11 protein-coding genes and 1 other annotated feature are annotated in these 12,691 nt (G+C 40.6%); of the genes, 9 read left to right on the forward strand and 2 right to left on the reverse strand.

Annotation, left to right across the window (positions count from 1 at the left end):
• Nucleotides 1–71: 71 nt before the first annotated feature.
• Together trpS and P9989_RS07320 are read right to left on the reverse strand one after the other, a co-directional pair.
• Nucleotides 72–1,067 (reverse strand): tryptophan--tRNA ligase, encoded by a 996-nt coding sequence (trpS, locus tag P9989_RS07315; protein WP_283078119.1) that lies wholly within the window; start codon nt 1,065–1,067, stop codon nt 72–74.
• A 53-nt stretch (nt 1,068–1,120) separates the two neighbouring features.
• Nucleotides 1,121–1,348 (reverse strand) — a binding site (T-box leader).
• A 63-nt stretch (nt 1,349–1,411) separates the two neighbouring features.
• Nucleotides 1,412–1,780 carry a DUF3899 domain-containing protein gene (locus tag P9989_RS07320; RefSeq protein ID WP_283078120.1) on the reverse strand — a complete coding sequence of 123 codons (369 nt, stop codon included), beginning with the start codon at nt 1,778–1,780 and terminating at the stop codon, nt 1,412–1,414.
• Nucleotides 1,781–1,966: 186 nt separating this feature from the next.
• Between P9989_RS07320 and P9989_RS07325 the strand changes: the two genes are divergently transcribed.
• The 9 genes from P9989_RS07325 (at nt 1,967) to spxA (ending at nt 12,680) form a co-directional block, all read left to right on the forward strand.
• Entirely contained in the window at nt 1,967–3,634 is a 1,668-nt protein-coding gene (locus P9989_RS07325; protein ID WP_283078121.1) for a peptide ABC transporter substrate-binding protein, read from the forward strand.
• 293 nt (nt 3,635–3,927) lie between these two features.
• Complete coding sequence (locus P9989_RS07330; RefSeq protein WP_283078122.1) at nt 3,928–5,613, forward strand: peptide ABC transporter substrate-binding protein; 1,686 nt, start codon at nt 3,928–3,930, stop codon at nt 5,611–5,613.
• 160 nt (nt 5,614–5,773) lie between these two features.
• The gene (gene opp3b, locus P9989_RS07335; protein WP_283078123.1) at nt 5,774–6,700 is read left to right on the forward strand and encodes an oligopeptide ABC transporter permease; all 927 of its coding nucleotides are present in this window, start codon (nt 5,774–5,776) and stop codon (nt 6,698–6,700) included.
• Between the two features lie 8 nt (nt 6,701–6,708).
• A complete protein-coding gene (gene opp3C, locus P9989_RS07340; protein ID WP_283078124.1) occupies nt 6,709–7,839 on the forward strand; it encodes an oligopeptide ABC transporter permease in 1,131 nt (376 codons plus the stop codon).
• Between the two features lie 15 nt (nt 7,840–7,854).
• On the forward strand, nt 7,855–8,913 hold the full coding sequence (locus P9989_RS07345) for an ABC transporter ATP-binding protein (protein ID WP_283078125.1): 1,059 nt from the start codon (nt 7,855–7,857) through the stop codon (nt 8,911–8,913).
• A complete protein-coding gene (locus tag P9989_RS07350) occupies nt 8,910–9,854 on the forward strand; it encodes an ABC transporter ATP-binding protein (protein ID WP_283078126.1) in 945 nt (314 codons plus the stop codon). The genes P9989_RS07345 and P9989_RS07350 overlap by 4 nt, the downstream gene beginning before the upstream one ends.
• A gap of 168 nt (nt 9,855–10,022) precedes the next feature.
• On the forward strand, nt 10,023–11,231 hold the full coding sequence (locus P9989_RS07355) for a putative glycoside hydrolase (RefSeq protein ID WP_283078127.1): 1,209 nt from the start codon (nt 10,023–10,025) through the stop codon (nt 11,229–11,231).
• A 154-nt stretch (nt 11,232–11,385) separates the two neighbouring features.
• On the forward strand, nt 11,386–11,964 hold the full coding sequence (locus tag P9989_RS07360; RefSeq protein ID WP_079529417.1) for a GNAT family N-acetyltransferase: 579 nt from the start codon (nt 11,386–11,388) through the stop codon (nt 11,962–11,964).
• A gap of 320 nt (nt 11,965–12,284) precedes the next feature.
• On the forward strand, nt 12,285–12,680 hold the full coding sequence (spxA, locus tag P9989_RS07365; RefSeq protein ID WP_079529418.1) for a transcriptional regulator SpxA: 396 nt from the start codon (nt 12,285–12,287) through the stop codon (nt 12,678–12,680).
• Nucleotides 12,681–12,691 lie beyond the last annotated feature (11 nt).

Here is a 12,691-nt window from a genome sequence, read left to right on the forward strand (position 1 = left end):
TTATTCTTGGTTCGGAAAATGGTTAGGGAAGAATCAGTCCGCTCCAGGTCAGACCATGTAAGGAAGACCTTCTACTTTTTCCTCACACGACCAAGCCCCATAGCTTTCTTTGCCTTCTTCAAAATTTTATCTGCATGGAAACTCGCGTGTTCAGCTCCCTGATCTAACATGTCATCAAGCTCATCGGAATGAATCAACTGATCGTATCGCTCCTGAATCGGCTTCAAAGTGTCGACGACAGCTTCGGCAACATCGGCCTTAAATATTCCGTAGCCGGCATCCTTGTATTTTTCTTCAAGTTCCGCTATAGAAATTCCTGAGCAGACCGAGTAAATGGTAAGTAAGTTCGCGATTCCTGGTTTATTTTCCTTATCATATTTCACAATCCCCTCAGAATCGGTCACAGCACTTTTAATTTTTTTGGTAATTTTCTTCTCATCATCAAGCATGGAAATGAATGCTTTCTGGTTGGTATCAGATTTACTCATTTTTTTCGTTGGTTCTTGAAGCGACATAATGCGAGCACCTGATTTAGGAATTCTCACTTCTGGTACGGTAAAAATATCATTGTATTTATTGTTAAACCGCTGAGCCAGATTTCGAGTTAATTCGAGATGCTGCTTCTGATCCTCTCCGACAGGAACGATATCCGTTTTATATAAAAGAATATCAGCTGCCATTAACGGAGGGTAAGTAAGCAGGCCTGACGTAACTCCTTCTTTACCGCCCTGAGATTTATCCTTGAACTGGGTCATCCGCTCAAGCTCCCCGATGTAACTGACACATTGCAGCATCCAGCCAAGCTGTGTATGTGCCGAAACCTCTGATTGAATAAACAGGGTAGATTTGTTTACATCGATTCCTGAAGCGACATACAAAGCTGCCAGAGACTTAATATTATCTCTTAACTTCAGACGCTCCTGTGGAACAGTGATGGCATGTTCATCAACAATGCAAAAGTAGCAATTGTATTCGTCCTGTAAATCGACAAAATGTTTCATGGCTCCTAAGTAGTTTCCTAACGTCAGTGTTCCGCTAGGTTGAATCCCTGAGAAAATTGTTTTCATTCTCTTCACCTCATTTATTTTTATACAAAAAAACATTCGTCCCTTCCACAATTGGAAGGGACGAATGTTTCGCGGTGCCACCCTTATTACTTTTATCAAAGAGATCGAATGCCGGCAGCATTGATTCCCTCTAAAAAGTCAGCTCACATTCGTTATCGCCGAACTTACGTAAACCTGCTCCCAAGCCCCAATTTCATTTTATCCCGCTTCACTGTTTCCACCAGCCACAGTTTCTCTGTAAGCAATAGAATAAAATTACTCCGCCTGATCTTTGCCGTTTAACTGTATAAGTATCTTTTCAAAAATTATAGAAGAGTTCGTTCCTGTTTGCAAGCCCGATTTGATTACCTGTAATAAACGATCAACAAAATGATGGAGAATAGGGCTAATAGGACTCCCTGAAATAAGAAGAAACTTAGAAACGAACGTTGAATAGTTTTGGAGGGGAGAGGACGGTCTTTCCAGTCGTCGAGATAATCCTTGTTTCTAGACATTTCACTGACGAACCGCCGCATGCCAAACGTAACACCATCGAATAAACCACCGCGGACTACCCATAAAACCAAACCCGTAAATAAGTAAAAACAGGAAAAGTAAAATAAAAAATTTATGAAATAAAGGAGGTTGTTAGCTGGAGCCCAGATCCAAAAAAAGATCGTACATAAGAACAAGTTCAAGATCACGCTCGTCCATTTGCTGCGAACGATGCTCATTTCGTATTCCGCCTTTCTAAAAAACTCCTACACATTATAGCATGTTTTGATAACAATATTTCTATGATAATTTAGATTATTTTCTTAATTTTTTAAATTAGAAGATGCAAAATAATTTGATTAATTGTATAATACGCAACGTGTGTAGTTCCCACATAATTTAACTTCACAGGAGGTCATTTCCACATGAAAAACACAAAATGGTTGCTGCTGGCCCTAGGGCTCGCCATCAGCCTATTGCTTGGTGCCTGCTCGGGTGGATCATCAGAAACAGGGTCTTCCGACAGCGGGGATGAACAAAAGTCATCCTCAGAAAGCGAACAAGTACTTAATTTGATTGAAACAGCCGAGATTCCTTCCATGGACTCATCACTAACTATTGATGCACTTGCCTCACAATGGCTGGGCTCAACGAAAGATGGACTTTATCGTCTAGGCCCTGATGGTAAACCAGAGCCGGGGATCGCGAAAAATCATGACGTAAGCGAAGATGGTTTAACGTGGACATTCCATTTGCGTGAAAATGCAACATGGTCGAATGGAGACCCTGTAACGGCACACGATTTCGTTTTTGCATGGCAGCGTGCGGTTGATCCGGACACAGGTTCAGAATATGGCCCTTATATGATGGGCGGCGTTATTAAAAACGCAACAGCCGTTTCCGAGGGAGAAGTACCAGTTGATGAACTGGGTGTAAAAGCTGTAGATGATTATACATTTGTAGTAACACTAGAGAAGCCAACGCCATACTTCGAATCCATGACCACATTCGGCACATTCCTGCCGATGAATGAAGCATTCGTCAAAGAACAAGGTGACAACTACGCCATGGAGGCAGATGCCTTACTTTCAAACGGACCATTCATTATGACGGAGTGGGACCATGGTGAAGGCTGGACCGTTGAAAAGAACAAAGATTACTGGGATGCAGACAAAGTTAAGCTTCAGCAGATTAATGTCAGTGTTGTAAAAGAAACTTCTGCTGCTGTTAATCTTTATGAAACTGGAAAAGTAGATCGCGTCAATCTTTCCTCGGAATTCGTCGATGAATATCGCTCTTCAGAAGAATTTCAAGTAGAAAAAGAGCCTTCAACTTTCTTCCTGAAAATGAATCAGGAAAATGAAATACTCGCCAATAAAAATGCCCGCAAAGCCATTCAAATGGTCATCAATCGCCAGGCTATGGTTGATGTTATTTTAAATAATGGTTCTGTCCCAATCGGTGGAATTGTACCAGGTAATTTTGTGAAACATCCTAAGACAGATGAAGATTTCAGAGAGGTTAACGGATCTCTCGTTGAAACCAATGTAGAGAAAGCTCAAGAACTTTGGGCGAAAGCAAAAGAAGAATTAGGTATTGAAACAGCAGAATTGAGATATCTTGGCGGTGATACAGAAGTAGCTCAGAATCTTGATGCTTATATTAAAGATCAGCTTGAAAAGCTTGAAGGATTGAGCATTAAAGTTGAAAGTGTGCCTTTCCAAGTTCGATTAAAACGAGACAAAAACATGGACTATGACCTTGAGAATTACGGTTGGGGCCCTGACTATATTGACCCGAACACTTACTTGAACATTTGGGTGACAGGCCAAGCCAACAATAAAACGGGTTATTCAAGTGAAAAATATGACAGTTTAATAAAAAAAGCAGCCACAGAGCTTGCTCTGAAGCCTGCAGAACGTTTTGAAGCTTTTCTTAAGGCTGAACAATTATTAATTAAAGAGGATGCAGTCCTGGCACCACTCTACCAGCGTGCAAGGGCGCAGCTTGTAAAGCCATATGTGAAAAATGTCACCCCGAATCCAATGGGCCCTGACTACACTTACAAGTATGCATATATTGAAGGCAAATAGGTTTACGGGAGAGTATTTGGCAGTGTGCCAGTACTCTCCTTTTACTTTTTATTGCTTTTATCTAATAAAGTAGTCCGAAACTATCCTAAAGTTTTAATAGTTAAATTGATTTTCTGTAAATTAAACTAGGTAATTAGTCATGTTTTGTGTTACCTAAACGTAATAATAGCAGGCATTCTGCAATTTTTTTAAAAAAAAGGTAATGCAAAATAGTTAGAAAAATTGTATAATTCGTAATGTGGACAAAACGCCACATCAAAATTCATATTTATTTAGGGGAGGTCATTTTCTACATGAAAAAGACAAATTGGTTGCTGCTAGTATTAGCACTAGCGCTAAGCATGTTCCTCGCTGCTTGTTCTGGAGGCGGAGATTCAGAAACTGGATCTGAAGGCGGAAGTGGCAGTGAAGGAGAAGGTACAAAAGAAGCTGGTGGCGACAGCGAACAAGTACTTAATCTATCGGAAACAGCAGAAATTCCGACAATGGATTCATCTTTAGCTACAGATGCCGTTGCCTTCCAATGGTTAGGATCCACGAAAGATGGTCTTTACCGTTTAGGCGAAAATGGTGAACCTGAGCCAGGGATTGCGAAGAGTCATGAAGTTAGTGAAGACGGTCTGACTTGGACGTTCACACTTCGTGAAGATGCAAAGTGGTCCAACGGTGATCCTGTAACAGCACACGACTTCGTGTTTGCTTGGCAGCGTGCGGTTAACCCGGATACAGGCTCTGAGTATGGTCCATATATGCTTGGCGGAGTAGTTAAAAATGCTTCTGCCATTGCAGGTGGGGAGATGCCTGTAGAGGAATTGGGAGTTAAAGCTGTTGATGATTATACATTTGAAGTAACATTAGAAAAACCAGTTCCTTATTTTGAGTCTATGACTACATTTGGTACTTTCTTGCCGATGAATGAAGAGTTCGTAAAATCAAAAGGTGATGCTTACGCAACAGAAGCGGATGCTATGCTTTCTAACGGTCCGTTCATCATGACAGAATGGAACCACGGAGAAGGCTGGACAGTTAAGAAGAATAAAGATTATTGGGATGCTGACGCTGTTAAGCTTCAACAAATCAATGTCAGCGTTGTAAAAGAAACGGCTTCAGCGGTTAACCTTTACCAAACAGGTAAGATTGATCGTACAACTTTAACATCAGAATTCGTTGATGAATATCGTTCTTCTGAAGAGTTCCGTGTTGAAGAAGAGCCAACATTGTTCTACTTGAAAATGAATCAGGAAAATGAAATTTTGTCTAACGTAAATGCACGTAAAGCGATTCAAATGGTGATCGACCGTCAAGCGATGGTTGACGTTATTCTTAATAACGGTTCTATCCCTGCCGGCGGAGACGTGCCTAAGAACTTTGTGAAACACCCTGAAACTGGGGAAGATTTCCGTGAAATTAACGGACCTCTTGTAGAGCACAATTTAGAGAAAGCTCAAGAGTTATGGGCGAAAGCTAAAGAAGAGCTTGGAATTGAAACAGCTGAACTTAGCTACCTTGGTGGCGACACGGAAACAGCACAAAACCTTGATGCTTACATTAAAGACCAGCTTGAGCAGCTTGAAGGTCTTTCGATTAAAGTAGAGAGTGTTCCATTCCAAATTCGTATCGAGCGCGATAAGAATATGGACTATGAATTACAAAATGCTGGTTGGGGTCCTGACTACATTGACCCGAACACATTCCTTAACATGTGGGTAACAGGCGGTGGAAATAACCACACTGGATATTCTAGCGAAGAGTATGACTCTTTAATTAAGAAAGCTAATACAGAGTATGCTATGGATCCGGTAAAACGTTTTGAAACATTCCTAAAAGCTGAGAAAATGCTGATTCAAGAAGACGCAGTACTTGCACCTCTTTATCAGCGTGCACTAGCACAGCTTTGGAAGCCATATGTGAAGAACGTATTCGTTCAGCCAATGGGACCAGATTACACTTACAAGTATGCTTATATTGAAGGTAAATAAGTTTAACCACATATAGGCTGGCTAATAGGGAGAGAGTATATGTCCAAAAAAGTTGGCATATGCTCTCTTTTTCCCTGTAGAGGAAATATTCTAATAATAGACAAATTTCAGTAAATTTAGACAAAGGTAGAGATAGGGTTATTTTTTAGGAGGTGTTCGTATGGGACGTTATATTGTTCAGCGTTTAGTATATATGTTCTTAACATTGGTTTTAATTGCAACTTTGTCATTCTTCTTAATGAAGTTCTTACCCGGCACTCCCCTAAGTGCTGCAGATAAATTGTCAGAAGAACAACAGCAAATTGTATTGGAAAAGTACGGATTGGACGAACCTGTTCCAGTTCAATATTTTAATTATATGGTTGGGTTAGCTCAGGGTGATATGGGGATCTCTTTCCAGTTTGATAATCGTGAAGTGACAGATATTTTGATGTCTCGAATCGGGCCATCTATTCAATTAGGGGTCCAGGCTATGATTATTGGAACAATCCTCGGTATGCTGCTGGGATTAGTATCAGCGCTTTATCACAATGGACCGCTTGATTATGGGTCTACTTTTACGGCTATTCTGGGACAATCGATTCCTTCCTTTGTATTTGCAGGGTTATTACAGTATTATGTTGGCGTAAAGCTAGGATGGTTTCCTGTTGCCCTGTGGGGAACATGGCAGCACACGGTATTGCCAACAGTGGCTTTAGCTATTTTTCCAATGGCGATTGCAGCCCGCTTTATGCGAACAGAAATGCTTGAGGTTATGGGATCTGATTACATTACTACAGCAAGAGCTAAAGGTGTAAATAAATTCGGCGTAGTGTTTAAGCATGGATTACGTAATGCATTAATTCCATTAGTTACTGTTCTAGGTCCGCTCGCAGTCGGGTTGATGACAGGAACGCTTGTTATTGAAAACATTTTTGCCGTCCCTGGAATAGGGGAGCAGTTTGTTAAGTCTATTAATACAAACGACTATCCGATTATTATGGGAACGACATTGTTACTAGCGTTTATGTTTATTTTTATCGTATTTGTAATTGACCTGCTGTATGGTGTTATTGACCCTAGAATCCGACTGTCAGAAGGAGAGTAGTACCTATTATGGATAATCACAAACCAAATAAGGATTTATTTGTACCTGTAGATATTAAGGATGATGAGAATGAAAAGATAGCCAGACCGGCCCTTTCTTTCGCGAAGGACTCATTTATTCGCTTGCGTAAAAACTTAGGCGCAATGGCTGGGCTTGTTATCTTAATCATATTGGCGTTCTTCGCCATATTCGGCCCATATATGAATGATTTCGGACAGTATGATCAAGATTTAACGGTTGCTAAGATGCCGCCTAAAATTGATGGACTGGGCTGGTTAGGCTTTGATGGTACGTTAAGCACGGTAGAAAGTGCTCCTACCGTCGAGGAAGCTCGTGAAAAAGCTTTAATGCGTTATAACAATCAGAAACAGTATATTGACACAACTATTGTGAATGAAGGAAATAATGGAGAGCCCGCACAAGTCGAAGCAGAATATGATGTATATGCTGCAAAAGATCAGAAAACTAACTATTGGTTTGGTACAGACGGACTTGGACGTGACTTATGGTCAAGAACGTGGCACGGCACCAGAGTCTCCTTGTTTATCGCCATTGTTGCTACAGCCATTGATATGTTAATCGGTGTAGCTTATGGTGGAATATCAGCCTATTATGGCGGACGTGTCGATAATTATATGCAGCGTGTTATTGAGATTTTAATTGGCATTCCGAACTTAGTCATCGTTATTTTGATGATCTTGATTTTAGACCCCGGGATTTTATCGATCATTATCGCCCTTGCCTTAACTGCCTGGATATCGATGGCCAGGATAGTCAGGGGGCAAATTCTTAAGCTGAAAAACCAGGAATTTGTCCTAGCTTCTCAAACATTAGGGGCACCGGATAACCGTATCTTAAGAAAACACTTAATTCCAAACGTTCTGGGATTAATCGTCATCAATACGATGTTTACCATCCCTAGTGCCATTTTCTTTGAAGCTTTCTTAAGTTTCATTGGGCTTGGGCTACCGACACCAATGGCATCTCTGGGTACATTAGTTAATGCTGGGTTCTCATCTCTGCAAATATACCCACATATGCTAGTATTCCCGGCTGTCGTCATTTCATTAATTATGATTGGATTTAATGTACTAGCTGATGGTCTTAGAGATGCATTTGATCCGAAGATGCGTGAATAGGAGGTAGGTGTAATTATGGAAAAATTTCTTGAAGTAAAAAATATGCATGTATCCTTTGACACCTATGGAGGTGAAGTGCAGGCTGTACGTGGGGTTAACTTTGATTTGAAACGAGGAGAAACACTGGCGATCGTAGGAGAGTCAGGTTCTGGTAAATCAGTTACAACGAAAGCCCTCATGAAGCTGATTCCTATGCCGCCCGGCCGGATTAAAGAAGGGGAGATCCTTTTTGAAGGCCGCGACCTTGCTAAAATGAGCGAAAAGCAGATGCAGAAGATTCGCGGAAAAGAAATCTCTATGATTTTTCAGGATCCGATGACGTCCCTTAATCCAACGATGAAGGTAGGCAATCAAATTGCCGAAGGACTTATTAAACACCAGAAAATGAGTAAATCACAAGCACGTAAAAGAGTACTGGAATTACTTGAACTCGTTGGTATTCCTGATGCGGAAAACCGTATGAAGCAATATCCGCACCAGTTTTCAGGGGGGATGCGTCAACGTGTGGTTGTCGCAATTGCCCTGGCTTGTAATCCGAAGTTACTGATTGCGGATGAGCCAACAACGGCCCTTGATGTTACCATTCAAGCTCAAATTTTAGAGCTTATGAAAGATATTCAGAAGAAGACTGATTCTGCCACTATTTTTATTACCCATGACCTTGGTGTTGTGGCTAACGTGGCGGACCGTGTAGCGGTTATGTATGCAGGACGTATTGTAGAAATTGGAACGGTTGACGACATATTCTACAATCCGAAACACCCATACACGTGGGGACTGCTCGGTTCCATGCCTTCATTGGATAGCGCGAATGAAGAGTTATATGCGATTCCTGGTTCACCACCAGATCTGCTTGATCCGCCAAAAGGGGACGCCTTCGCCCCTCGTAACGAATATGCTATGCAAATCGACCTGGAGCAGGAACCTCCGATGTTCAAAGTGTCGGATTCTCATTATGCTGCAACATGGCTGCTGCATGAGCATGCTCCTGATATTGATCCGCCTCCGTCCATTAAGAAACGTATGGAGGGCATGGCTAAAACGGCTAAGGCAACGGAAGGTGATCGTGTATGAGTCAAGAAAAACTACTAGAAATAACAAATTTAAAACAACATTTTAAAACGGGCCGTCATAGTGTTGTTAAAGCTGTTGATGGATTGACGTTTGATATTTATAAAGGTGAAACATTCGGTCTTGTAGGAGAATCAGGCTGTGGAAAATCCACAACAGGCCGTACAATTATCCGCCTTTATGATGCAACAGATGGTGAAGTTTTATTCAATGGTGAAAATGTTCATGCTAAGAAAAGCCGCGACGACCTTAAGAAATTCAATCGCGAAATGCAGATGATTTTCCAGGACCCATATGCATCCTTAAATCCGCGTATGAAAGTTGAGGATATCATTGCAGAAGGCATGGACATCCATAACCTTGCTGAAGATGAGAGTGCCCGAAAAAAGCGTGTTTATGAACTTCTCGAAACAGTTGGTCTAAATAAAGAACACGCCAACCGTTACCCTCATGAATTTAGTGGCGGTCAACGTCAGCGTATTGGGATAGCAAGAGCACTTGCTGTTGACCCAAGTTTTATTATCGCAGACGAACCTATCTCTGCTTTAGATGTATCCATTCAGGCACAGGTGGTTAATTTGCTTAAGCAATTACAAGCGGAGCACGGGCTTACGTATTTGTTCATCGCCCATGACTTATCGATGGTTAAATATATTAGTGACCGTATAGGGGTTATGTACTTCGGTAAAATGGTTGAGTTAGCGAGTGCAGAAGATCTTTATAAGCACCCGATTCATCCATATACACAATCTTTGCTGTCGGCGATTCCTTTGCCGGACCCGGATTACGAGCGGAACCGCGAACGTTTCACATATGATCCTAATGATCACGATACAAGTGAAGAGCCGGAATTCAGAGAAGTACGTCCAGGTCACTGGGTGTTATGCACAACGAAGGAATATGAACATTATCAAAAAGAACATGGAACTACTGTAAACAGTTAGTAAATGTTAGAAAAGACCTTGCACAGTAATAAAGCAAGGTCTTTTCCTATTTTTGTACGGTGAGAATATTCTTGTAAAAAAATCTACAAAAATTGTCATAAAGTACTATCCAATGTGCTGGTTATTCTTATATACTTAAGAGAGCATATTAAATAGGAGTAGGATATCATGAATAAGAAACATCTCGTGCTTTTTTTTACAAGTCTGCTTTTGTTAGTTTGCGCGTTTCCTATACATAATGTAAGTGCAGATGAAGCGGCTACTAAAAAAGTACAATTGCTTGCCGGTAAGAAACTTGGGCTGAGTACCCTTAAGATGCCAGATACTGCAGCTCGTTTTATGTACGATTCTGGTTTAGACTTTGAGTATCCTGAAGCTGTTCGGGGAATCTATGTAACTGGTCCCTCAGCAGGTGGATCAAACATGGAGGAATTGACAAACCTGGTAGAGTCAACGGATTTAAATGCGATGGTTATTGATATAAAAGAGGACCACGGCAATATCACCTTTGCTCCCCCGGAGGATTCCCCCTATGCGGATATAGCGCAGCCTTATATTGATGATCCGCGGGCTATGCTTGAAAAGCTGGAGGAAAAAGGGATCTATCCAATCGCTAGAATTGTCGTTTTCAAAGATTCATTACTTGCTAAGAAACGACCTGACCTTTCCTATACAAAAAATGGAGAGGTATGGGTGAACGGACGAGGCGAGGCTTTCGTAAATCCATTTATGAAGGAAGTATGGAAGTATAATTTAGAGATTGCGAAAAAAGCTGCTGAACTGGGATTCCAGGAGATCCAATTCGATTATGTACGTTTTCCGGAAGGGTTCGGAACACGTGATGAAGAGCTGGATTACAGTCAAGGTGATTATGCAGATCTGGAAATGAGCAACGTGGATAAACGTGTAAAAGCAGTCACTGATTTTGTAGCTTATGCCGAAGAGGAACTGAGCAATTATGATGTTGACGTATCCGTCGACATTTTCGGATATGCAGCCACGATCGAGGAAGCTCCTAATATCGGCCAGAACTTTACGAAAATCTCAAGTCATGTTGATGTCATTTCATCAATGATTTATCCGAGTCACTGGGGACCATTTTTCGGATTAGATAAGCCTGATATGCATCCATACAAGACGATCAGTTCATACGCCAAAATAGAAAATAAAGTCCTAAGTAAACTGGAGGATCCTCCAACATCGAGACCGTGGATACAGGATTTTGAAGCACCATGGCTCTATTCTGGTCCTGCGAAACAATATGGGAAAGCAGAGGTAGAAGCGCAAATTAAAGCCTTACAAGAAAATGGTATAAATGAGTATTTAATTTGGAATGCTACGAATAATTATACGCCTAATGTAGATTATACACCGTAGTGTTCTGGAAAAAGCACTGGGGGTTCCCAGTGCTTTTTTGATTAGAGAATAGAACAATCGGGAAAGTAGATCATAATCGCTTTTTTAAATGTATTTAACAATTATGCGATTATTCTGTATAATGAAGATGAAAATGACTAAAGGGAGTAGATTCATGAACTGGTATGAAAAGTTAAATCAATATTTTCCGGTAGAGGAAATGAAATCACAAGAACACATGGAGGCTTTGCTGAAAGAAAAAAGCGAAGTTTACTATAAAGATGAAGGTGAATACCATGTGTTAATGTATGCAGAGTTTAACTCGTTTATTTTCATTGACTATGTGTATGTATCAGCTGCCTCCCGTGGGCAAGGCTTAGGTCATAAGCTAATTGAGAAAATGAAAGCAAAAGGAAAACCAATTATTCTGGAAGTAGAGCCGATAGATTATGAAGATTCTGATTCGGCAAAACGTCTTCATTTTTACCAGCGAGAAGGCTTCAAGCACGCTCAATCGATTGGGTATACGAGAAGGTCCTTAGCAACAAATGAGCCGACTCCGATGGAAATTCTTTATTGGTCTCCTGAAGATGCTTCTGAAGAAAGTATTTATGAACAAATGAAGAGAATGTACGAAGAGATCCATACGTATAAGGATAGTGAATTTTACGGAAAGTCCTATCAGCCAGTGGACGAGGTACTAAAACTGGATGAAGATCGTGATTCAGATGATATTTTGAAAGATTTAAAATAATATATGGCCAGATGGAGTCCCCGGCCATTTTCAGGTGGGGATTTTCAATCGCTTGGGATAGTTGAAAATATGATCATGTCCGAAGTAGATGATTTTTGTAAAAAACAGGTTTAGATCATGGTGGTTAGTGGTACTGCGTATAGTACAGTTTAGTTATTTTGCAGGATTATAAGTGATTTACACTAATTTTTACTTAGGTGTTATAGATTTCAGTTGACATGTGTGTTATAGTTATAATATAAGATTAGATTATACTAATTTTAAATTAATAAGCAGTCAAATAATGAAATACAATACATTTTGAGGAGTGAAGTTTCAGTATGGTAACACTTTATACCTCACCAAGTTGTACATCATGCCGGAAAGCAAAAGCGTGGCTTGAGGAGCATAACATTGCTTATACGGAAAGAAATATTTTTTCTGAACCATTAACGATCGATGAGATTAAAGAAATACTAAGAATGACTGAAGATGGCACAGAAGAAATTATTTCTACACGCTCTAAAGTCTTTCAAAAGTTAAAAGTTGATTTCGATCAATTGCCTATGCAGGATCTATTTGATCTTATCCAAGAAAATCCAGGGTTGCTACGCCGCCCGATTATTATTGATGATAAGCGATTGCAAGTAGGTTATAATGAAGACGAAATCAGACGTTTCTTACCACGAAGCGTACGTACCTTCCAGCTTAGAGAAGCACAACGCTTAGTCAATTAAATAAAAAGCTG

Origin of the sequence: Halobacillus naozhouensis (assembly GCF_029714185.1) — a bacterium.
Lineage (GTDB): Bacteria > Bacillota > Bacilli > Bacillales > Halobacillaceae > Halobacillus_A > Halobacillus_A naozhouensis.